This is a genomic window from Allobosea sp. FW305-C-101 (assembly GCF_058783685.1).
This window is the reverse complement of record NZ_JBYSYT010000005.1, coordinates 298,383-318,981: the sequence shown is the minus strand read 5'-3', so window position 1 is coordinate 318,981 and position 20,599 is coordinate 298,383. Positions and strand designations below refer to the sequence as shown.

At 67.2% G+C, this 20,599-nt stretch carries 24 protein-coding genes and 1 tRNA gene; 13 read left to right on the top strand and 12 right to left on the bottom strand.

Going from position 1 to position 20,599, the window contains the following annotated elements:
• Window positions 1–65: 65 nt before the first annotated feature.
• Together AC3WMA_RS21640 and AC3WMA_RS21635 are read left to right on the top strand one after the other, a co-directional pair.
• A complete protein-coding gene (locus AC3WMA_RS21640) occupies window positions 66–635 on the top strand; it encodes a PAS domain-containing protein (RefSeq protein ID WP_492287392.1) in 570 nt (189 codons plus the stop codon).
• A 61-nt stretch (window positions 636–696) separates the two neighbouring features.
• Entirely contained in the window at window positions 697–1,311 is a 615-nt protein-coding gene (locus AC3WMA_RS21635; RefSeq protein ID WP_257732159.1) for a PilZ domain-containing protein, read from the top strand.
• Window positions 1,312–1,347: 36 nt separating this feature from the next.
• Here AC3WMA_RS21635 and AC3WMA_RS21630 read toward each other — a convergent pair whose 3' ends face one another.
• The gene (locus tag AC3WMA_RS21630) at window positions 1,348–1,992 is read right to left on the bottom strand and encodes a glutathione S-transferase family protein (protein ID WP_492287391.1); all 645 of its coding nucleotides are present in this window, start codon (window positions 1,990–1,992) and stop codon (window positions 1,348–1,350) included.
• 376 nt (window positions 1,993–2,368) lie between these two features.
• Here AC3WMA_RS21630 and AC3WMA_RS21625 point away from each other — a divergent pair, with 376 nt between their 5' ends.
• On the top strand, window positions 2,369–3,004 hold the full coding sequence (locus tag AC3WMA_RS21625) for a transglutaminase-like cysteine peptidase (RefSeq protein WP_492287390.1): 636 nt from the start codon (window positions 2,369–2,371) through the stop codon (window positions 3,002–3,004).
• 245 nt (window positions 3,005–3,249) lie between these two features.
• On the opposite strand, the gene AC3WMA_RS21620 is transcribed toward AC3WMA_RS21625, so the two are convergent.
• Window positions 3,250–3,780: a gamma carbonic anhydrase family protein gene (locus AC3WMA_RS21620; protein WP_257732162.1), complete on the bottom strand. Its 531-nt coding sequence runs from the start codon at window positions 3,778–3,780 to the stop codon at window positions 3,250–3,252.
• A 54-nt stretch (window positions 3,781–3,834) separates the two neighbouring features.
• Window positions 3,835–4,161, bottom strand: coding sequence for a DUF6949 family protein (locus AC3WMA_RS21615; protein ID WP_492287389.1), 327 nt, complete (start codon window positions 4,159–4,161; stop codon window positions 3,835–3,837).
• Between the two features lie 163 nt (window positions 4,162–4,324).
• Here AC3WMA_RS21615 and AC3WMA_RS21610 point away from each other — a divergent pair, with 163 nt between their 5' ends.
• Window positions 4,325–5,044, top strand: coding sequence for a hypothetical protein (locus tag AC3WMA_RS21610; RefSeq protein ID WP_492287388.1), 720 nt, complete (start codon window positions 4,325–4,327; stop codon window positions 5,042–5,044).
• Window positions 5,045–5,155: 111 nt separating this feature from the next.
• On the opposite strand, the gene AC3WMA_RS21605 is transcribed toward AC3WMA_RS21610, so the two are convergent.
• Window positions 5,156–5,368, bottom strand: coding sequence for a DUF3126 family protein (locus AC3WMA_RS21605; protein WP_199092659.1), 213 nt, complete (start codon window positions 5,366–5,368; stop codon window positions 5,156–5,158).
• Window positions 5,369–5,538: 170 nt separating this feature from the next.
• Here AC3WMA_RS21605 and AC3WMA_RS21600 point away from each other — a divergent pair, with 170 nt between their 5' ends.
• Together AC3WMA_RS21600 and AC3WMA_RS21595 are read left to right on the top strand one after the other, a co-directional pair.
• Entirely contained in the window at window positions 5,539–6,912 is a 1,374-nt protein-coding gene (locus AC3WMA_RS21600; protein ID WP_492287387.1) for a serine hydrolase domain-containing protein, read from the top strand.
• 196 nt (window positions 6,913–7,108) lie between these two features.
• Window positions 7,109–7,447 carry a hypothetical protein gene (locus AC3WMA_RS21595; protein WP_492287386.1) on the top strand — a complete coding sequence of 113 codons (339 nt, stop codon included), beginning with the start codon at window positions 7,109–7,111 and terminating at the stop codon, window positions 7,445–7,447.
• On the opposite strand, the gene glyA is transcribed toward AC3WMA_RS21595, so the two are convergent.
• Window positions 7,444–8,766 carry a serine hydroxymethyltransferase gene (gene glyA / locus AC3WMA_RS21590; RefSeq protein ID WP_492287385.1) on the bottom strand — a complete coding sequence of 441 codons (1,323 nt, stop codon included), beginning with the start codon at window positions 8,764–8,766 and terminating at the stop codon, window positions 7,444–7,446. The two genes, AC3WMA_RS21595 and glyA, sit on opposite strands and share 4 nt — an antisense overlap.
• 126 nt (window positions 8,767–8,892) lie before the next feature.
• Between glyA and AC3WMA_RS21585 the strand changes: the two genes are divergently transcribed.
• A complete protein-coding gene (locus AC3WMA_RS21585) occupies window positions 8,893–9,783 on the top strand; it encodes a LysR family transcriptional regulator (protein ID WP_492287384.1) in 891 nt (296 codons plus the stop codon).
• Window positions 9,784–9,788: 5 nt separating this feature from the next.
• On the opposite strand, the gene cysE is transcribed toward AC3WMA_RS21585, so the two are convergent.
• Window positions 9,789–10,637, bottom strand: a complete 849-nt coding sequence (gene cysE, locus AC3WMA_RS21580) for a serine O-acetyltransferase (RefSeq protein ID WP_492287383.1) — start codon at window positions 10,635–10,637, stop codon at window positions 9,789–9,791.
• Between the two features lie 189 nt (window positions 10,638–10,826).
• Complete coding sequence (locus AC3WMA_RS21575) at window positions 10,827–11,594, bottom strand: alpha/beta fold hydrolase (protein ID WP_492287382.1); 768 nt, start codon at window positions 11,592–11,594, stop codon at window positions 10,827–10,829.
• Between the two features lie 118 nt (window positions 11,595–11,712).
• On the opposite strand from AC3WMA_RS21575, the gene AC3WMA_RS21570 reads away from it, so the two are divergent.
• From AC3WMA_RS21570 to AC3WMA_RS21555, 4 genes are all read left to right on the top strand, one after another.
• Window positions 11,713–12,672 (top strand): acetyltransferase domain-containing protein, encoded by a 960-nt coding sequence (locus tag AC3WMA_RS21570; protein ID WP_492287381.1) that lies wholly within the window; start codon window positions 11,713–11,715, stop codon window positions 12,670–12,672.
• 79 nt (window positions 12,673–12,751) lie between these two features.
• Complete coding sequence (locus tag AC3WMA_RS21565; RefSeq protein WP_492287380.1) at window positions 12,752–13,003, top strand: zinc-finger domain-containing protein; 252 nt, start codon at window positions 12,752–12,754, stop codon at window positions 13,001–13,003.
• Window positions 13,004–13,088: 85 nt separating this feature from the next.
• Window positions 13,089–14,270 carry an FAD-dependent monooxygenase gene (locus AC3WMA_RS21560; protein ID WP_492287379.1) on the top strand — a complete coding sequence of 394 codons (1,182 nt, stop codon included), beginning with the start codon at window positions 13,089–13,091 and terminating at the stop codon, window positions 14,268–14,270.
• A 58-nt stretch (window positions 14,271–14,328) separates the two neighbouring features.
• Entirely contained in the window at window positions 14,329–14,643 is a 315-nt protein-coding gene (locus tag AC3WMA_RS21555) for a hypothetical protein (RefSeq protein ID WP_492287378.1), read from the top strand.
• Window positions 14,644–14,646: 3 nt separating this feature from the next.
• Here AC3WMA_RS21555 and chrA read toward each other — a convergent pair whose 3' ends face one another.
• The 3 genes from chrA to AC3WMA_RS21540 all read right to left on the bottom strand — a co-directional run bounded on the left by chrA (window position 14,647) and on the right by AC3WMA_RS21540 (window position 18,257).
• On the bottom strand, window positions 14,647–16,032 hold the full coding sequence (gene chrA / locus AC3WMA_RS21550; protein ID WP_492287377.1) for a chromate efflux transporter: 1,386 nt from the start codon (window positions 16,030–16,032) through the stop codon (window positions 14,647–14,649).
• Window positions 16,029–16,862 carry a chromate resistance protein ChrB domain-containing protein gene (locus AC3WMA_RS21545; RefSeq protein ID WP_492287376.1) on the bottom strand — a complete coding sequence of 278 codons (834 nt, stop codon included), beginning with the start codon at window positions 16,860–16,862 and terminating at the stop codon, window positions 16,029–16,031. Before AC3WMA_RS21545 ends, chrA begins: the two co-directional genes overlap by 4 nt.
• 132 nt (window positions 16,863–16,994) lie before the next feature.
• Complete coding sequence (locus AC3WMA_RS21540) at window positions 16,995–18,257, bottom strand: hemolysin family protein (protein ID WP_492287448.1); 1,263 nt, start codon at window positions 18,255–18,257, stop codon at window positions 16,995–16,997.
• Between the two features lie 126 nt (window positions 18,258–18,383).
• Between AC3WMA_RS21540 and AC3WMA_RS21535 the strand changes: the two genes are divergently transcribed.
• Together AC3WMA_RS21535 and AC3WMA_RS21530 are read left to right on the top strand one after the other, a co-directional pair.
• Window positions 18,384–19,031 carry a DUF938 domain-containing protein gene (locus tag AC3WMA_RS21535; protein WP_492287375.1) on the top strand — a complete coding sequence of 216 codons (648 nt, stop codon included), beginning with the start codon at window positions 18,384–18,386 and terminating at the stop codon, window positions 19,029–19,031.
• Window positions 19,032–19,160: 129 nt separating this feature from the next.
• Window positions 19,161–19,760, top strand: coding sequence for a DUF6778 family protein (locus tag AC3WMA_RS21530; protein WP_492287374.1), 600 nt, complete (start codon window positions 19,161–19,163; stop codon window positions 19,758–19,760).
• A gap of 34 nt (window positions 19,761–19,794) precedes the next feature.
• On the opposite strand, the gene AC3WMA_RS21525 is transcribed toward AC3WMA_RS21530, so the two are convergent.
• Both AC3WMA_RS21525 and AC3WMA_RS21520 read right to left on the bottom strand, forming a co-directional pair.
• Window positions 19,795–19,881, bottom strand: a tRNA-Leu gene (locus tag AC3WMA_RS21525).
• A gap of 54 nt (window positions 19,882–19,935) precedes the next feature.
• Window positions 19,936–20,589, bottom strand: a complete 654-nt coding sequence (locus AC3WMA_RS21520) for a DUF1190 domain-containing protein (RefSeq protein WP_492287373.1) — start codon at window positions 20,587–20,589, stop codon at window positions 19,936–19,938.
• Between the last annotated feature and the right edge of the window lie 10 nt (window positions 20,590–20,599).

Genomic DNA, 20,599 nt, shown 5'->3' with positions numbered 1-20,599 from the left:
GTTCCGCGTCATCATTGGACGCCGGCCCGCTCCAGGGAGAGACAGACGGCGAATATGGGCACAGGATGAAGAACGCGAGCACTAAGCTGGTTTTCGACTATTGGGACGCGCTGCGCGGCGACCGCGCTGCGCCGGAGCGCGGCGAGATCGAGCCCGGCGCCTTGCGGCATGCCCTTGCCGATACCTTCGTGCTCGAGAACGAGCCGATCGGCCCGGTCTTTCGCCTGGCGGGCACGCGGCTCTGCGCCCTGATCGGTAGGGAATTGCGCGGGCGCGCCTTCACCGCGCTCTGGCCTGATGTCGAGGCCCAGGGCGACATGCGCCGCCTCGTCCAGACCGTGATGGACGAGAGTGCCGGCGCGGTCGCCGGGCTCTCCGGCAAGTCGGTCACCGGCACGCCGATCTATCTTGAATTGCTGCTGCTGCCGCTGCGCTATCGCGGCCGCACCCATGCCCGCGTGCTGGGTTCGCTGTCCCCTGCCCTGTCGCCGGGCTGGCTCGGCCTCGACACCATCGAATCGATGCGAATGATCTCGCTTCGGATGCTCTGGCCCGCAGCTGCCGCGCGCCCCCCCGTCGCGTCGCGCCGTGCCGAACCGCCCCGTCTCGTGGTATTACCGGGCGGGCGGGCCTGATCGGAACGATACGTTAACCGAAACCCGCCTAGGATTATCGAGGAATCTAGGTCGGTTATTGATGTTGAGCGCGCTCAAAACGCCCCGTGCGGCTGCCTTCCCTGCCGAGCGCAGGCGGCATTTCCGTATGAAGGTCGTGCTGCTGGGCCGCTACATGCTGCCGAACCGCATGGAATACCCATGCCAGACGATCGACATCTCGCCCGGCGGCGTCCATTTGGCGGCGCCCGCCAAGGCGAGGCCCGGCGAGCGCGTCATCGTCTATCTCGAGCATCTCGGCCGGATCGAGGGCAACTGCGTCCGCACCACGGCCGAAGGCTTCGCGATGACCATCACCGCGACCAGCCGCAAGCGTGAGAAATTCACGGCTCAATTGACTTGGCTCGCCAATCGCGAGGAGCTCGGCCTGCCCGAGGATCGCCGCCACGAGCGTATCGTGCCGCGCAATCCGCGCTCGACGCTGGTGATGGAGGATGGCGCCGAACATATCGTGCGCGTCATCGACATCTCGCTCTCCGGCGCCGCTTTCTCCAGCGATCTCGACCTGCCGCTCAACACCCCGGTTCGGCTCGGCACCACGCCGGCCCGTGTCGTGCGTCGCTTCGACGGTGGCTATGCCGCCGAATTCCGCTTCCCGCTCTCGGCCGACCTGCTCGACGAGAACCTGGAGCTCTGAAGCCCGCCTCGCGGGCTTTCAGCTTCCTTCATAACGTCAGTTCGCGGAGCGCCGCTTGGCGTCAGCCGCCTCGAAGAGCGCGATCTGCTCGGCCTGCGCCTTCCTGAAGGCTGGGCGACCGGTGACGCGGGCGACATAAGCCTCGCTCGCCGGCCGGTCGCCGAACGCACGGACCTTCTCGACCCGCAGCACATCCGCCATCAGCAGATCCGCGACGGTGAAGCGGCCGGCCGCGAGCCATTCCCGTTCGCTCAGGACCTGTTCGAGCTGGCCGAGGCGCAGGCGCATCCAGTCCGTGAGCTTATTATCCGCAGCGCCCGTCACGGTCAGGAACCACCAGGGCACGGACACCATCTCGATCGAGTTGAGCGCAGCCAGCGTCCATTGCAGCGTTTCAGCCTCTCCCACCGGATCGATCGGCATCAGCTTCTCGCTCTTCCGCGCCAGATGCAGCAGCCCTGCTCCACTCTCGAACAGCTTCACCGCGCCATCGTCCAGGAACGGTATCTGGCCGAAGGGCTGGCGCGCGAGATGGTTGGTCTCGCGCCCGTCGAAGGGAACGGTGCGGACGTCATAGGCGAGGCCCGCCTCCTCGCAGGCCCATCGGAGCCTGAGGTCGCGCACGAAGCCGCGCGGCCCTTCCGGGACCCAGTCATAGCTCCAGATCGTCAGCTCGCTCATCGCAGCAGGCCTTTCCGACACGCACTGATCACGAACAATTCCTGATCGAGGCCGGGCGTTCCACCCACGAGCGGTCGTTCGAGCTGCAATGCCCCCGTCAAACGGCCGGAGAACAGGCTCCCGATGCCAGCTGACAGACACGGCTCCCGCGTTAACGGCTGCGTAGGTTAATCACTCCTTTCAGCATAACCAACAATTAATAGTTAACAATCGGTTTTACGATCGATGCAAAACGTTACTTCCGGCTTTGAACAAGGTTGATCCTGATTTTTACTTGGCTGCCACGCAGCTCGAATACATAAATTTGTACGTTTCCATTTCAGCTCGAATCCATCCGCCGCCGCGCATCGTCTCCCCGGGACAGAAAGGGGACGACATGCTCTCACTCCATCGCAATCTGATTGGCACCGCTCTCGCCGCCATGGTCATGATGACCGGCGCAGGCACGGCTCAGGCTCAGGGCTCCGCTGGCATTCCCGTCGCGAGCCTCCCGGCCGAGGCCTCCGGCGACGCCCGCGCACCCTATGCCTGGGTCGATTTCTGCAAGCGCACGCCAGCCGAATGCCGCGTCGATACCCGCGAGGCAGAACGGATCGAGCTGAACGCCAAGACCTGGAAGACGATCGTCGGCGTCAACAACAACACCAACCGCGAGATCGAGGCGATCACCGACCAGGACCACTGGGGCGTCGTCGACCGCTGGGACATCCCGACGGACGGCAAGGGTGACTGCGAGGACTATGTGCTGCTGAAGCGCAAGCGTCTGGCCGAAGCCGGCCTGCCGCGCCGCGCCATGCTCGTCACCGTCGTGATCGACGAGGAGAATGCCGGCCATGCCGTGCTGATGATCCGCACCGATCGCGGCGACTTCGTCCTCGATAACAAGCGCAACGCGATCCTGCCCTGGAGCCAGACCGGCTACGTCTACGTCAAGCGCGAGTCCCAGTATCGCACGGGCTGGACCTCGCTCGGCGGCGCGCAGACCCCGACCGTCGCTTCGGTGCAGCGTTGATGAAGACCGCCGCAGCCACAAGCCGGCTGCGGGCATAAGGACGGCGAGGCTCGGTCACGTCCCCACCCACCCGTCCCCAAGGATCGGGTTTCGCCAAGGGCCGGCTTTCCCCAGCGGGAAGCCGGCCCGCTTCTTTTGGAGCATTTTCGAGCGAAGTGGGCACCGGTTCGCGTGAAGAAAATGCTGTAGATGAAAGACTTGCAACAATTCCGCGTTTCGAAGAATTGCGGAATTGTTGCAGAGCGTCAGTCGAGCCGTTCGAGCCCGGCCGCGAACTGCCTCCAGCGCTGGACATAGGCCTTCGCCGAAGCGGTGATCCCCGCTGCCGCCTTGTCGTCGAGGGTCCGGATCGCACGGGCAGGCGAGCCGACGATCAGTGAGTTGTCGGGGAATTCCTTGCCTTCCGTCACCAGCGCATTGGCGCCGACGAGGCTGTTGCGGCCGATCTTCGCGCCGTTGAGCACCGTGGCGCCCATCCCGACGAGGCTGTTCTCGCCAATCGTGCAGCCATGAAGGATGGCGCGATGGCCGATCGTGCAATTGGCGCCGACCGTCAGCGGGTAGCCCATGTCGGTGTGCAGGACGCAGCCTTCCTGAAGATTGCTGCCCTCGCCGATGGTGATCCACTCGTTGTCGCCGCGCAGCACCGCGCCGAACCAGATTCCCACTCCGGCCGCCAGCCTAACCCGGCCGATGACATGCGCGTCGGGCGCCAGCCACCACTCTCCGGCCTTCGCGGTTTCGGGCCTTGTTCCATCGAGCGCATAGAGTGGCATCGGCTTGTCCTGACGGTTCGAGCCCTCAGGATTGCAGGCGGGCAGCGCCTGCCGTCAAGCGCCGAGGAGATGCAGCAGGTCGAGCACGACGCGGCCCGAGACCAGACTCCAGATGCCGGCCGTCAAACCGGCGAGCATGAGAAAGGAGAACGGCCGCCCGTCGCCCTGCCGGCCCTGCATCATGTTGCGCAGGATCAGGAAGGGCGCGCTGAACACCACCACCGGGACGCTGGCGATGGCGGCAAGTCCGCCGGCCTGGAGCAGCTTGAAATCGGCACGCCGCTCCGTGAACAGCTCGAACGCGCTCGCCAGAAGCCCGGCAAAGGCAAAGCCGAGGAACAGGGATTGCAGCGCCTCGACGGCAGAAGGCTGGAGGGTCACGGACGCAAACTCTCGACCAGAGCGACGCCCGAACCTGCCGCATCGTCCCCGGCCTGTGAAGGACAGAGTTTACCGATGGTTAACCGTACCGGCCCGGTTATGGTTTACGCGGCATTAAGCCGGCGATGATTCAGTGGTTGCCACTTGAGTACAAGGCACCGGAATGACCGCATCGCTGCCCTATCATCGGCCCGGCCACCAGGCCGCCCATCTGACCTCGATGGTGCGCATGCGCCTGCAGCAGAAGGCCGCCCCGCTGCCCCGGGCAGATTGGGCGCTGCTGAAGGCGATGCTGCTGATCCTGACGGCTGGCGCACTGGCGACGGCGCTCGCCGTCTACCTCACTCATCGCCGCGACGAGCCAGTGACGGCGCCTCAACCGGCGCGCGTCGGCGATGTCGCGCTGATGATCCCGAAGGATCTCACCGGCATCGAGGATGATGGCGAGACGAGCCGGCTGGTGGGCATGGTGCGCCTGCGCCTGGATTGGCCGAGCCTCGGCCCGGCCCAAACGGACAATCGCCGGCGGCTCTTGATCACGCTGAGCCCGCCTGACCGGGTCAACGAACCGGCCCGGCAGCTCGCGACCTATGCCCGCTTCCTGACCCCGACCGTCTGGTCGAATCCCGGCGGCCTCGTGGTGCGCGGCTTCCGCAAGGGCTCGCCCTTCGAGAACGACGAGTTCTACGTCTCCGTCCCCGACGGCAAGGGCTTCGCCGCGCGCTGCCCGATCGACACCGGCACGGGCCTTGAGGAGCCCTGCCGCATCACCTTCCAGCATCGCGGCATGGATGTGAACATCCGCTTCCCCCGCACCATCATCGCCGATTGGGCGCTGATGCTGGGAGGCGTCAGGCGGACGCTCGATGGGCTGATCCGGTAGGATCAAGCGTCATTCTCGGGCCTGACCCGAGAATCTCCGGCATAAGCAAGCGCAGGAGCCTCACCTTCACGAGATGCTCGGGTCGAGCCCGAGCATGACGGCTTTGGCGCCTCAGTCCTCGAGATCGACGTCGAGGATCGCCATGGTGAAGTTGAACGAGCGGTCACCGTCCTCGTCGTCGACATGGATGATGCCGATGAACTCCTCGCCCAGATAGACCTCGGCCGAGTCGGTCTTCTTCATCCGGGCGCGCACGCTGATCGCATGGTTGTTGAAGGTGCGGCGCAGATAGGTTTCGAGCTTGGCGAGTTCTGTCTTGTCCACGGTCCTGGGTCCTTTCGAATTGGCCGGGAGCGATGCCACGGCAGGCCACGAAGGGCAAGCGAAAGCAGCCGCTGCCGGCATGGCAGGCCCCATCCATCCGGTGGTTGTGGATGCCCTGCGGAATCGTGCCATGTTCGCGAACCTCCGGAACCTTGACGGACCTTGAGACCATGAAGCCGTGGCTTGCTCCCGCCCTCGATTATGTCGCGTCCTGGCTCGATTTCCAGCGCAGCCACCATGAGCAGCCGGGCTGCGCCATCGCGATCGCCGATGGCGAGGAGATCGTGCTGGAAGCGGCCTTCGGCAGCGCCAATCTCGCGACCGGCGAGGCGCTGACGCCGCGCCACGGCTTCCGCATCGCCTCGCATTCCAAGAGCTTCACCTCGGCCGGCATCCTGCGCCTCGTCGACGAAGGCCGCCTGCGGCTCGACGACGAGGTCGGCAGCCTGATCGACGGCCTGCACCCGGAGGTCGCCAGGGTCACCGTCGGCCAGGTCCTCTCCAACAGCGCCGGCCTGACCCGCGACGGCCCCGATGCCGGCCAGTTTCTCGACCGCAAGCCCTTCTGCAGCAAGGCGGAACTGCTCGCCGATCTCGCCAAGCCGCCGGTCCTGCCCAGCTCGCAGCGCTTCAAATACTCGAACCACGGCTTCGCCCTGCTCGGCCTCATCATCGAGGCCGTGACCGGCCAGAGCTACAATGAATGGATCACCGACGAGGTCGTCGCCAGGGCCGGCCTCGCCGAGACCAAGCCCGATATCGGGCTCTGGGGCCCTCGGCCGATGGCGAAAGGCCATACCGGCAGGCAATTGCTCGGCCGGCGCATGGTCATCCCGGCTGACAATCACTGCCATGCCATGGCGTCCGCCACCGGCTTCGTCGGCACCGCTGCGGATGTCGCGCGCTATTTCGCGCAGCTCTCGCCCCATGCCGAGCGCAGCATCCTCTCCGCGAAGAGCCGCCGCGAGATGGTCCGCCGGCTCTGGCCCGACGACGAATCCAGCCTCGGCCGCCATTACGGGCTCGGCACGATTTCCGGTGGCGAGGGCGACTGGCGCTGGGTCGGCCATTCCGGCGGCTTCCAGGGCTTCATCACCCGCACCGCGATCATCCCGAAGCAGGGCCTGACGGTCTCCGTCCTGACCAACGCCATCGACGGCCTCGCCCATCCCTGGCTCGACGGCGTCGCACATATCCTGAAGGTCTTCGCCGAGCGGGGCGGCCCGTCTGCGCAGACGCGGGATTGGACCGGACGCTGGTGGACGCTCTGGAGCGCGACCGATCTCGTGCCCGTCGCCGACCGCGTGCTCTGCGCCGCCCCGGCCCTGCTGACGCCGTTCCTCGACGCCGCCGAGATCGCGATCGAAGCGCCCGACAGCGGCCGCATCGTTCGCGCGTCGGGCTTCCACAGTCCGGGCGAGACCGTCGCGCTGGAGCGCGAGGGCGGCAAGGTCCGCTCGGTCAGGTTGGCCGGCTCGCGCCTGCTCGACGCCGACGCGATGCGCGCCGAGATGGAAGAACGCTACGGCGAGGCAACGAGCTGAAGGCGGGTCGGCTTTTCCAGGAAACACGGGTCATCCCGGACGGAGCGAAACGGAGACCAGAGAATCTCGTGACGGAAGAGGCTCGGGAGCCTCCCTGGGCAAGAGATGCTCGGGTCGAGCCCGAGCATGACGGAGCGGATACTCCGCCACGCATTCGCCGCCTTCCGGTCGCAGCCTTCGTCTCGAGGGCTGGCCGATGCGTGTTCTTGCCTCGATGATCGCCGCTGTCCTGATCGCGGGAGCGACGGTCGCGCGCGCCCATCAGGCGCCGAGCGGCTGGGACTATCCGTTCTATTGCTGCCTCGATTCCGACTGCGCCCAGATCGAAGCGGAAGCCGTCCGGGAAGTCACCGGCGGCTTCGTCGTCACGATCGCCCCCGGCAAGCACCCGATGTGGTCGAGCGAACGCAAGAAGCCGCTGACGCTCGAGATTCCACAGGACAAGGCCAAGCAATCACCGGATGGTCGCTGGCATCTCTGCATAGACGATTCCGGCGAATTGCTCTGCTTCTTCGCGCCGGGGAACGATTCCTAACGCATGAAATGCAGGTCTCGGAACCGCCCGCGGAAGGCCGTCACGTCCTTCGCAACCGCCTCGGCCGGACGGGAACCGCTGAGCCCCTCTGCGATATGGCCGGCTAGTTCCGGCATATCCGCCACCGTCATGCCGAAGCGGACGATCTCCGGCGTGCCCAACCTAAGGCCGTTCACATCGCCCTCGACAGCCGGCAGCGGCAGCCCGATGCCGCAGGACAGGATGTTGACCGCGCGCAGCGTCTTCGCCGCCGCCTGCCCGCCGCCATAGGCCGCGGCCTCGATCGCGAACTGATGCGAGGTCGTCATGCCCCGGTCGCGGGCGAAGACCGGCACCTGCCGCTCGCTGAGGGCTTCGGCCAGCGCCTTCGCGGTCTTCGCCATCTCCTGCGCATAGGCGCGACCATGCGCCTTCCAGTCGAGCAGCGAGACGGCGAGCGAGGCCGATTTCGCCGCGTCGAAATTGGCGGTGAGACCGGGATAGGCGATGGCGTCGAGCTTCCTGGCGATCTCGGCGTCGTTGGTCACGATCAGTCCCGATGGCGGCCCGCCCAGGCTCTTGTAGGTGCTCATCGTCATCAGATGAGCACCCTCTTCCAAAGGTTGCTGCCAGCCATGGCCGGCGATCATGCCGGACATATGCGCCGCATCGAACAGCACGAGCGCGCCGATCTCGTCGGCGATGGCCCGGATCTCGCGGATCGGATGCGGAAAGAGATTGAGGCTGCCGCCGATCGAGATCAGCTTCGGCTTCAGGCGCAGCGCGTCCGCCCGCAATTTCTCGACATCGACGGTATAGCGCACCGGATCGATCGGCGCGGGATGGGTGACGATGCCGTAGAGTCCGGCCGCGCCCGCACCGTGATGGGTGACGTGGCCGCCGATTTCGCCGGGCGGCGCGATGATGCAGTCGCCGGCCTTGGCCGCGATCATGAAGGCGTAGAGATTGGCGATAGCGCCCGAGGGCACCCGGATTTCGGCATATGTCGCGCCGAACACCTCGGCCGCGAGCTCGGCAGCGATGATCTCGATCTGCTCGATCGCCTCCAACCCCATCTCGTATTTGTCGCCGGGATAGCCGAGCGAGGGTCGCGCCCCGATCCCCGCCGAGAGCAGCGCCTCGGCCTTCGGGTTCATGACATTGGTGGCCGGGTTGAGATTGACGCAGTCGCGCTCATGGATCGCCCGGTTCTCGGTCGCGAGCGCATCGATCCGCGCTGCGATCGCATCGAGCGGCTGGCTCGCCGTCTCGCCCGCGACCTTGAGCACATAATCCTCGCTCGCTTGGGGAACCCAGTCGCGCCTGCCCAGTGCCGTCATCTCGCTCGTCTCCCGAACCGCCAAATCCCTCGTTGGCGTCATAACAGCGGTTTGCCGGCCCGCGCGCAAACGAGTATTCATCGCTCGCAGACTGAGGAATTCTCAGCCTCGATCTGGAGTCTCGCCTTGCCGGTCAAGCCGCCGCGTCCGCGCCTGCCTTCGCTCAACGCCTTGCGCGCCTTCGAGGCCGCGGCGCGATTGGAGAGCTTCAGCAAGGCAGCCGACGAGATCGGCGTCACGGCCGGCGCCGTCACCCAGCAGATCCGGCAGCTCGAAGCGACCTTGGGTTTCGCGGTCTTCCGTCGCCTGCCGCAAGGCGTCGCCCTGACCGATGCGGCGCGCGAAGCCCTGCCGCGCCTGACGCGCGGCTTCGACATGCTCGGACAGGCAGTGCAGGCCCTGCGCGAGGCGCAGCCAAACCGACCGCTCGCCATCGCCGCCCTGCCCTGCATCGCCCAGCTCTGGCTCTCGCCGCGTCTGCCGGCGTTGCAGGCGGCGTTTCCGGACTTGCAGGTCTCGATCTCGGCGATGGAAGAGCCGCCGGATCCGCAGCGCGATCCCTATGATCTCTCGCTGTTCTATCGCGAAAGCCCGCCGGCCAGCAGCGGACCGCAACTCGAAGCCGACGCGATCCTGCCGGTCTGCGCGCCCGCTCTCGCCGCAAGGCTCGCGACAGCGGCCGATCTGTCCGCGCAAACGCTACTACACGATGCGGTCTGGCGCAGCGACTGGGCGCGCTGGCTTGCCTTCGCCGCGCCCGGCACCAAGGTCGATCCAGGCCGGGGCCCGGCCTTCTCGCTTTACAGCCTGGCGCTGGATGCCTGCCTGTCGGGTTCCGGCGTGCTGATGGGGCGCATGAGCCTCGTCGGCCCTCATCTCGCGACGGGCAGGCTCATCGCGCCCTTCCCGCAGGCGATGCCGACGCCGGACCGCCTGACGCTCGCGACAGCGACGGCAACCGGCGCGCATCCGCGCCGGGCCGAGATCATGGACTGGCTCGCCGGCTCGGCCGGCTGAGCGCGTCAGATATAGGCGCCACAATCGCCGGCGAGCGTCTGGTCCATCGAGCGCGAGGGCTCGGCACAGCCCGCCTCCCCGACCACCTTCGCCGGCACGCCCGCCACGGTCTTGTTGCGCGGCACGGGCTGGAGCACGACCGAGCCGGCCGCGATGCGGCTGCACTGGCCGACCTCGATATTGCCGAGGATCTTGGCGCCGGCGCCGATCAGCACGCCCTTGCGGATCTTCGGATGGCGGTCGCCACCCTGCTTGCCGGTGCCGCCCAGCGTGACGCTGTGCAGCATCGAGACGTCGTCCTCGATGACGGCGGTTTCGCCGACGACGAGCCCCGTCGCATGGTCGAGGAAGATGCCCTTGCCGATCCGCGCCGCCGGGTTGATGTCGGTCTGGAAGACCTCCGACGAGCGCGCCTGCAGGTAGAGCGCGAAATCGCGCCGATCCTGCTTCCACAGCCAATGCGCCAGGCGGTGGCATTGCAGGGCGTGGAAGCCCTTGAAAAACAGCACCGGCTCCAGCACCCGGTAGCAGGCGGGGTCGCGGTCCAGCACGGCCATCACGTCGGCGCGCATGCCGGCGCCGATCGTCTCGTCGCTGGCCATCGCCTCGGCAAAGCCCTGCTCGATCAGGTCGGCGGTCACGGCGGGGTGCCCGAGCCGTGCCGCGACGCGATGAGCGACGGCAGCCTCGAAGCTCGGCTGGTTGAGGACGGAAGCGACGATGAGCGTACCGAGCGCCGGCTCGGCGGCGACAGCCGTTTCCGCTTCAGTGCGCAAGCGGGTCCAGACGGGATCGACCCGGTCGAGCCCGGTTGCGAAGTCGCGTGCTTCCACGACGGAGCGCCCTGACGGCATGGTCATTCTCCGGAAAGGGTGGTTCGGCGGAAGGACAGCCTAGCGCAAGGCAGGTGTCCGCATCAAAAGCTCAGGCCGAACCGAAGTTGAATCGAAAAGCGAGGCAGCGGAATCAGATTTTCAGGGAAGATCGACAACACATTGGCGTCGCCCGCTTTTCCGGATTGCCTCCAGTCATCGCCGAGGTTCTCACAAACGCGCGAGGAAGTCGAGGACGGCCTGCTTGTGGCTCTTGTCGCCGACCGCGAGGTTGTGGTCGCGCCCGACGATGTCGAAGGCTTCGGCACCGGGAATGAGCTTCGCCAGCTCCGGGCCGGAGCCGGAGACATCATCCTTGGTGCCGACGCTGATCAGGGTTGGCACGGCGATCTGCCCGACCTGCTCGGCCGTCAGCGTCTGGCGCGAACCGCGGATGCAGGCGGCGAGCGCCTTGAGATCGCTCTTGGTCTGCTCGGCGAAGGCGCGAAACATGCGCTGCATCGGATCGGTGAGGACGTCGAGCGAGGGCGCTTCCATCGCGTCCGCAATGCCGAGCGGCAGTCCGACGCCCTCGACCAAATGGATGCCGAGCCCGCCGAGCAGCAAGGCCTCCAGCCGACGCGGATGCGCCAGCGCCAGATGGGCCGAGATGCGCGCGCCCATCGAATAGCCCATCACCGCCGCCCGCGGGATGTCGAGATGGTCCATCAATCGGCGCACATCCTCGGCCATGACCTGCGAGGAATAGGCGGCGGGATCGTAGAGCTTCTCGCTCTGGCCATGGCCGCGATCGTCGAGCGCGACGACGCGGTAGCCGGCATGGGTCAGGGTCTTCGTCCACTGGGTGTTGACCCAGTTGATCATGTGCGAGGAGGCGAAGCCGTGGACCAGCACGACGGTGCGGTGCTTCGGCTCGTCAGCGGTCGGCGCCATGTCGATGAAGGCGATCTTCACGCCGTCGGAAGAAAAGCTCTGCATGCGGGTCTCGGATCGCAAGATCGGAACGGTCGCCCTTCCCTGCCATGACCGGGCGGCTTTGGGTACCCGCCATGGCGCCGCTTGCTTATGAGCGCCCGCCATGATGAACGATGGCCGCATGACCCAGCCCGCCCCTCGCGAATCGTCACGCCTCGCCATCGTCGACATCGCCCGCGGCGTCGCGCTCATGGCGATGTTCGTCTACCATTTCGCCTACGACCTCTCAATGTTCCGGCTGATCGAGACCGATATCGTCACCGAGCCGGGCTGGCGCCTGTTCGCGCGCGGGATCGCCGGCACCTTCCTGACGATCGTCGGCTTCAGCCTCGTGCTCGCGACGCGCAAGGGCCTCGACCTCAAGGCCTATCTCAAGCGCCTCGCCATGGTCGCGGGCGCGGCCGCCCTGGTCACGCTCGGCACCTGGCGGTTCATGCCGGGCGACTTCATCTTCTTCGGCATCCTGCACCATGTCGCGGTCGCGAGCGTGCTCGCCCTGCCCTTCCTGCGCCTGCCGGTCATCGCCATCGCCTTGGCCACCGTGCTCGCCTTCGCTTTGCCCTCCTTCGTCACCCATCCATTGCTCGACCAGCCCTGGGCGGCCTGGCTCGGCTTCTCGCAGGCGCCGATCCACACGGCCGATTTCGTACCCCTCTTCCCATGGTTCGGCTGCGTGCTGAGCGGCATCGTGCTGGCCCGCCTCATCCTGCCGCGCCTCGCCGGTACAACGCTCGCCGGCTGGCGGCCCGGCAACAAGGCGACCCGAATCGTCGCTTGGGGCGGGCGCCACAGCCTGCTGGTCTACCTCGTCCACCAGCCGCTCTTCATCGGCACGCTGATGCTGGCGACCCAGATTATCGCTCCGACCTCGCCGGAGGAACGCGCCTTCCGGAACGAATGCCAGCGCAGCTGCTCCGGCCCCAACGTGCCCCAGGATATGTGCCGGATGGTCTGCGCCTGCACCGTCGATGGTCTCAAGCGCGAGCAGCTCTGGCAGAAGGCACTCGACAACCTGCTCTCGCCGCAGGAAAGCGCCCGGATGACCGAGCTTGCGCGCGGCTGCCTGCGCGACGGGCGCTGATGCAAAAGAGCGCACTGGCGCCCGACGGGCGCACGCGATAGGTTGCGGCCGCATTCCAGACCTTCGAAGAGCGACGACCATGGCCGCGACCGGCATCCCGCATTTCCACAATGACCTCGGCGTCCCCGTCATCAAGGTCGGCGCGCATGAGTTCATGTGCATCGGCGCCAAGCCGCCCTTCGACCATCCGCATGTCTTCCTCGACATGGGCGCGGACCATGAGATCATCTGCCCCTATTGCTCGACGCTGTTCACATACGAGCCGTCGCTGAAGGACGCCGCCTGCATCCCGCCGGAATGCGCCTATACCGATCCGGCCAAGGCGGCCTGAGGCTCGCCCACTGCATCCGGCGCGCGGGTTCTGAGGGGCACCCGCGCCTCGTCTTCCAGCACCATCATCGAAGGCGTCCGATCACGTGTCCGCTCCTCATTTCGTCATCGCCGGCGCCGGTATCGGCGGCCTGACCATGGCCCTGTCGCTGGCGCGGCGCGGCATCGCCGCGACCGTCGTCGAGAAGCGCACCGGATTCGGCGAGACCGGGGCCGGCCTGCAGGTCACCTCCAATTCCGGCCGGGTGCTCGATGCGCTCGACCTCGCCTTGCCGCTGAAGCGCATCAGCGTGACCTCGCACGGGCTGATGATCCGGCGCTGGGCCGATGGCTCGCAGGTGCTGGAGATGCCCTCCAGCCCCGAGCGCATGCCGACGCCGTTCCGCATGATGAAGCGCAACGACCTGCATACCGTGCTGCTCGACGCCGCCCGCGCCATGCCGAATATCCGCCTGATGGTCGGACGCAGCGTGGACGAAGTCAGCCAGAATGCCGATGGCGTAACGGTTGGCCTCACCGCGCGCGACGGTGTCGGCGGGACGCTCTCCGCCCTCGGCCTGATCGGTGCCGACGGCCTGTGGTCGCGCGTGCGCGATCTCACCGGCGACGCCTCCCCGCCCGTCTTCACCGGCTACGAGGCCTGGCGCGCGATCGTGCCGGCCCGCGCCGGCGACAAGCCGCGCGTGACGCTGCATATGGGCTCCGGCCGCCATGCCGTGCATTACCCCGTCGCAGGCGGTCGCGAGATCAACATCGTCGTCGTTCGTCAGGCCAAGGAAGCCCGCGAGGGCTGGTCGCGCGACGGCGACCTCAATGTCGTCACCGAGCATCTCGCCGGCGCCTCCCCGGCCCTGCGCGAGCTCACCGGCGCGGCCGAAAGCTGGCAGGTCTGGTCGCTGTTCGACCGCAAGCCCGCCGCCATGGCCAAGAGCCGGGTCGCTCTGCTCGGCGATGCCGCTCACCCGATCCTGCCCTTCCTCGCGCAGGGCGCCTCGCTCGCCATCGAGGATGCCGCGGTGCTCGCCCGCCTGCTGGCCGAGACGCTCGGCCGCGAGGGCGCTGCCGGCGTGCCCATGGCCTTCGCCGCTTATGCCGCCGCCCGCGCCCAGCGCGTCGCCCGCGTGCAGGAGGAAAGCCGGGGCAACGGCCGCAACTACCATATGGGCTGGCCGCTCAGCATCGCCCGCGATTTCGCGCTGAAGCGGCTGGGACCGGATGGCCTGCGCAGCCGCTATGGCTGGCTCTACGACTGGCAGGATGCGGCCTGATCTCGTCAAAGCCGCAATCGCTCCCTATCTTTGTGCCGGAGGAAGGGACCGACACCAGATGATCCGCGTCAATCTCTACGAGCAGCTCAACGGCCGCACCCGCGCCATGCCGCGCTGGCAGGCTTGGCTCGCCATGGCGGCGAGCCTCACTGTCGGCGTCGCACTTTTCGTGCTGGCCGCGAGCCTCGCGCTCATCCTGATCCCGGTCGTGCTGGTCGTCGGCGCGATCGCGGTCTGGCGCATCAAGGCCAAGCTGAAGGCGGCGGGCATCGACCCGGCCAATCCCTTCGCCAACCAGCCGCGCCAGCCGGACCGCGTCGAGGTCATCGACGCCGAGTACCGCATCATCGAGCCGGACGAGCCACGCCGCTAAGGCTCAGAATCCGCCTTTGAGCAGGACGCCGGCGACCGCGCAGGCGGCCAGAACCGGCACCATGCCGAGCTTGAAGCGCAGCAGCGCGATGGCCGCACCAGCCGCCAGCAGAGCCGCGCGCCAGTCGAGCGAAGTCAGGACCGGCACCTCCGGATTCATCCCGAGGACAGACAGGCTGGAAACCTCGCGGAAGAGGACATGCAGCCCGAACCAGAGCGCGAGGTTGGCGATGACGCCGACCACGGCGGCGGTGATCGCACCGAGCGCGGCCGAAAGCCCTTTGTTTCCCTTAAGCGCCTCGACATAGGGCGCCCCGAGGAAGATCCAGAGGAAGCACGGCGCGAAGGTCACCCAGACCGTCAGAAGCGCCCCGAGCCCGCCCGCCACGAGCGGTGGCAGGTTGCCCGGCGCCCGGAAGGCGGCGAGGAAGCCGACGAATTCGAGCACGAGGATGAGCGGCCCCGGCGTCGTCTCGGCCAGCCCCAGCCCATCCAGCATCTCGCCGGCCGTCAGCCAGCCGAAGCCGTCGACCGCCGCCTGCGCGACATAAGCCAGGACTGCATAGGCCCCGCCGAAGGTCACCATCGCCATCAGGCTGAAGAAGCTGCCTATCTGCGTCCAGACGCTCGCCGGACCGGTGACAAGCCAGAGCATAGCGACCGGCGCAAGCCAGAGCGGCAGCCAGAATGCGAGCACGCGCGCGGCCTTCCCGGCCGAGGGCCGGACATGCGCAAGCGCCCCTTCCAACAGCAAACGATCGACCAGGCCGACGACCGGTGGCCCGGCCGCGCCATGCCGGCCGGCCGCGCCGAACCAGTCCGGCCGGATACGATTGCCGAGCCAGCCGACGAGCCCCGCAGCCAGGACGATGGCCGGAAACGGCGCCTTGAACAGGAAGATCGCGATAAAGGCAGCAACAGCGACGCCGACCATCGCCCCGTTCTTGAGCGCCCGCCGGCTGATCCTGAGCCCCGCCTCGATCACGATGGCGAGCACCGCCGCCTTCACGCCGAAGAAGATGCCGTCGACCAATGGCACATGGCGCCAGGTGACATAGAGGATGCTGAGGCCCAGCATCACCAGCGCGCCGGGCAGGATGAACAGCAGCCCGGCGATCAGGCCGCCGATCGTCCGGTGCATCAGCCAGCCGATATAGACGGCGAGCTGCTGCGCCTCCGGCCCGGGCAGGAGCATGCAGTAGTTGAGCGCGTGCAGAAACCGCTCCTCGCCGATCCAGCGACGCTCTTCGACCAGCTCCTTATGCATCAAGGCGATCTGCCCGGCCGGCCCGCCGAAGGACAGGAAGCCGATACGCGCCCAGACGCGCGTCGCCTCGCCGAGCGTCGGCATGCGCGCTGCTGCGGCCGCGCTCGTTTCCACGACGTTCATCGCCGCGCCTCCCCGGCCGGCTTCGGCACCGGCCAGTTATGGCTCTCCTCGCCCGCATCGCGGCACCAGCGATAGAAGGCGTCGTAAAGCAGCATGCCGGCTTCGAGCTGTTCGAGATCGTGCTTGAACATGCGCGACAGCCCAAGCGACGCCGCGAGCAAACCGGCGGCTTGCGGCTCCGCCTCCAGCGTCGCGGTATCCGCCGCCCGCACGATCCGCGCCAGCCGGTCAAGCGCCGGCGAAACCAGCCCGAACTCCACGATCATCGCGTCGAAGGTGCAAAGCGGCCCGCGATGGCTCCAGAACACGCCTTCGATATCGAAGGGCGTAGCGTTGAAGCGCTCGGCCACGGCCTCGACCTCGGAAGCCGCGACGAACAGGAACACGGCCTGCCGGTCGATGAAGCGGCGGATCAGCCAAGGGCAAGCGATGCGATCGATCTTCGGCCGCGCCCGCGTCACCCAGACACTACTGCCGAGCGCTCCCGAAAACGGCACATGCTCCGATGAGAACACCATCCCCCCGGCCTGACGCCAGCCCTGGTGCCCGCCTTCCAGTGCTTCCGCGGGTATGCCGAGATGGCGCAGCCAGGCGGCGACGCCGTCGCTGAGCTTGAGACCGCGATGGCAGACGACCACCACGCGTCGCTGTCCGGCGAACTCGGCGCCCCAGTCGGCGACGGTGCGATAATCGCGCCGAACCGAGCCGGGCAGGAAGAAGGGATCGGCGGCGACGTCCTCATCGATGCGGACATCGATGATCGCCGGCGCATCGGGCAGGCCGACCAGCCGAGAGAGCTGGGCGACCGTGATCTGTTCGTTGGAGGGCATGATTTGCGTCCATCCTGAAGCGAGGAAGTTGGACGCGAACATTGGGCCGAAGCCTCACGGGGTCGTCGCGATGAACCCCTTGATGGCGACTACATCATGCAGGCCCGGCCGGCGTCAACGCCGGCCATGGCTTCACTCGATCCGGGAGACCAGGATCTTGTCGATGCGGCGGCCGTCGAGATCGACGACCTCGAAGCGCCAATGCCCCTTGTCGAAGCTCTCGCCGACATTCGGCAGATGGTTCAACTCGGCCAGGATGAAGCCGGCGACCGTCTGGAAATCGGCGTCGCGCGGGATCGGGATGCCGAGCTCATGCGAGAACTCGTCGACCTGCATCCAGCCGGCGACGAGATAGGAGCCGTCGGCGCGGGTGACGATCGCTGGCTCGTCCTCCTCCTCTTCCTGGAAGGCGCCGATGATCGCCTCCAGCACGTCGCCGGGCGTGATGATGCCCTCGAAATGGCCGTATTCGTCGAAGACCAGCGCCATATGCACGCGGCTGGCGCGGATCTCGCGCAGCACATGCAGCGAGTCGGCCGTGTCCATCACGATCGGAGCCTCCTGCACCAGCGCCCGCAGATCCTGCGCGTCGCCGGCCTGAAGGAACTCGATCAGGTCCTTGACCAGGACCACGCCCACGATCGCATCGGCCTCGCCGTCCTGCACGGGCAGGCGCGAGCGGCGCGTCGCGCGCAATTGCTCGCGGATTTCCTCGGTGCTGTCCTCGAGATCGATGACCTCGACCTCGCGGCGCGGCGTCATCAGCGCCCGGGCCGAGCGGTCGGCAAGGCGCATCACGCCTGCGATCATCTCGCGCTCGTCGCGCTCCAGCACGCCGGCGGTCTCGGCCTCCGCGATGATGGTGCGAACCTCTTCCTCAGTGACCCTCTCCTCAGATTCGCCCTTCTGGCCGAGCAGGCGCAGCACCGCCTTGCCGGAGACATCGAGCAGGAACACGATCGGCGCGCCGACTTTCGAGAGCAGCCACATCGCCGGCGCGACCCGCGCCGCCACCCGCTCGGGGTCTCGCAGAGCGATCTGCTTCGGGACGAGCTCGCCAAGGATCAGCGAAAGATAGGTGATGGCGACGACGACGAGGCCGACGCCGAGCGTATCCGACACCGACGGCGAGAAACCATGCGTGCCCAGCCATTCGGAGAGGCGCGCGCCGAGCGTGGCGCCGGAGAAGGCGCCCGAGAGCACGCCGACGAGCGTGATACCGATCTGGACGGTGGAGAGGAAGCGACCGGGATCTTCGGCCAGGCGCATCGCGGTTGCGGCGCCCTTGCTGCCCTGATCGCTGAGAACCTTGAGGCGCGCCGTGCGTGACGAAACCACGGCGAGTTCCGACATGGCGAGGAGTCCATTGACGATCGTCAGCGCCACGACGACCAGGATTTCGGTTAACAAAACCAGCCTGCTTGCTGCAAAGCCACGACATCTGGCGGCTCGCTTCCAGCCCCCTTATAGCGGATCGCGGCCTCAACGCGATGGGCCGGACCAAAGATTCGTGAGCGGATAATGAGCAAGCCCAGCTTCTGGCAGCCGACCGCCGATCCCCAGGCCGCCGCCGACCCTCGCCTGCGCGCGCCTTCGGCCCAGCGCAATCGCGATGCGATCCTCGCCGTGCTGGCCGATATCCTGCCTTCCTCGGGGCTCGTTCTGGAGATCGCCTCCGGCTCCGGCGAGCATGCCGTGCATTTCGCCGGGGCCCTGCCCGGCCTCACCTTCCAGCCGAGCGATCCCTCACCCGACGCGGTCGCCAGCATCGCGGCCTGGGCCGCCGAATCCGGCCTCGGCAACATCCGCGCGCCGCTCGTTGTTGACGCCACCGCCCCGGACTGGCCGCTCGAAGCCGCCGACGCGATCCTCTGCATCAACATGATCCATATCGCGCCCTGGGCCGCTGCCGAAGGGCTGTTCCGGCAGGCGGGGCGCCTGCTGAAGCCGGGCCAGCCGCTCTACCTCTATGGCCCCTATCGCCGTTCGGACCGGCCGCTCGAACCCGGCAATGCCGCCTTCGACGAAAGCCTGCGCAGCCGCGATCCGGCCTGGGGCCTGCGCGAACTCGATGCAGTCGCGGCGCTCGGCGCAGCCAATGGATTCGGCGCTTCGGAGATCATCGAGATGCCCGCGAACAATCTGAGCGTGATCTTCCGGGCAGGTTGAGAGCTTTTTCGCCCGAGTATCTCGCTATCTCTACCAAAACTGGTGCCCCGCCTCCCCCCTCGTCCATTCGTTGAACTGGCGAATCGGGTGGCAGCCGAACTACCCCTCGGGCCTGTCTCCGGGGGTAACATGATCAAGCACATTCTCTGTTTCGGCCTTCTGGCCTTCGCTTTGGCCGGCTGCGTCACGGCGCAGAACCCGCTGTCCCGACAGGATACCGAGACCATGCGCCTCACCAGCGTCCATGTCGGCACCGACGCTGCCGCGACACTATGGTGGGGCGACGGCGATCGCGCCTATGCAAGGTCCAAAGGCCGGCCGGAGACGGAATCCGAAGACCTCTCCAAGACGCCCGAAGCGCGCGCCTTCATCGCCAAGCTTGCTGCAGCCAAGATCGGCGCTGCGCTCGAACAGCAGCTGAAGCCGGCTCTGACCGGCGATCGCCCCGTCAAAGTCGAGGTCAATCTGCGGCGCCTTTACGTCGCCTCAGCTATCCAGCGCGTGATCGTGGGCGGAAGTCACGAACTGGTTGCCGATATCACCGTCACCGATGCCAAAACCGGCACGGTGCTCGTGAGCTACCCGGAGTTCCGCGCCATCGCGCTGGCCGGCCAGGGAATTGGCGGAACCATGATCGACGCGGCCTTCATGGCCGATCCGATCGAGCGCCTGGCCCTGAACTTCGCAAGCCGATACCGGGAATGGCTGGCGCCGCAACCCGCACCCTAGAACGGGCCGCAGGGGAATCACCGTGTCGCCGAATTGGTGCGGACGGCGGGACTCGAACCCGCAAGCCTTTGAAGGCGCAAGATTTTAAGTCTCGTGCGTCTACCAGTTTCGCCACGTCCGCAGGTGGCACAGCGATAGCGGGCAGGCGCAGCCGGCGCAAGCCTCCGGGACGCTCTCAATGCCGCCGGGCGGGCTTGTACCACTCGACCCCATCGGGATCGACATAGAGGCCGGGCTTCACGTCCGAGCCGATGGTCTTCTCCTCCATCGGCACGCGCACCGTGTCGTCGCGGTCGCCGCGCTTGATATAGGGGGCGGAGCCTTGCCCGGCCTGCCCATTCCCGCCGCGGCCGGCGCTGCTGGCCTGCCCGATGATGCCGCGCCGCCCCGCGATCTTGTCCTGCAATTCCGTCACCGAACGCCCTGCGAAGGCGACCTTGGCGGTGCCTTCAACCACCGGCAAGGCGCGGCGCGCGGCGCCCTCTCCGGTCACGCGCACGCCGATGAAGCGCGGCACATAGCTCGCCCCGCCCCTGCCGAAGGATTCCCAGCCGCCGGCCGAGACCATCTGCGCGCCGCAACGCTTGTGGCTGCGCTCGCAGGCTGCGCGCGAGCCGTAACGCGGCGCCGCCTGCTCGAACTCGGCGCGCGCGTTGCGATAGGCGAACTCGCATTGCTCCGCCGTCAGCTTGCCCGCCTCGATGCATTCGTCGCGGCGCACATAGAGCGCGCCGGGCGCCTGCGCGGCGAGATCGGACGGTCCCGTCAGCGACAGGGCAGGTGCAAGGGTGGCGACGCGCAACAGCGCCAGGGCGGAACCCGGAATCATCATCCGGCGT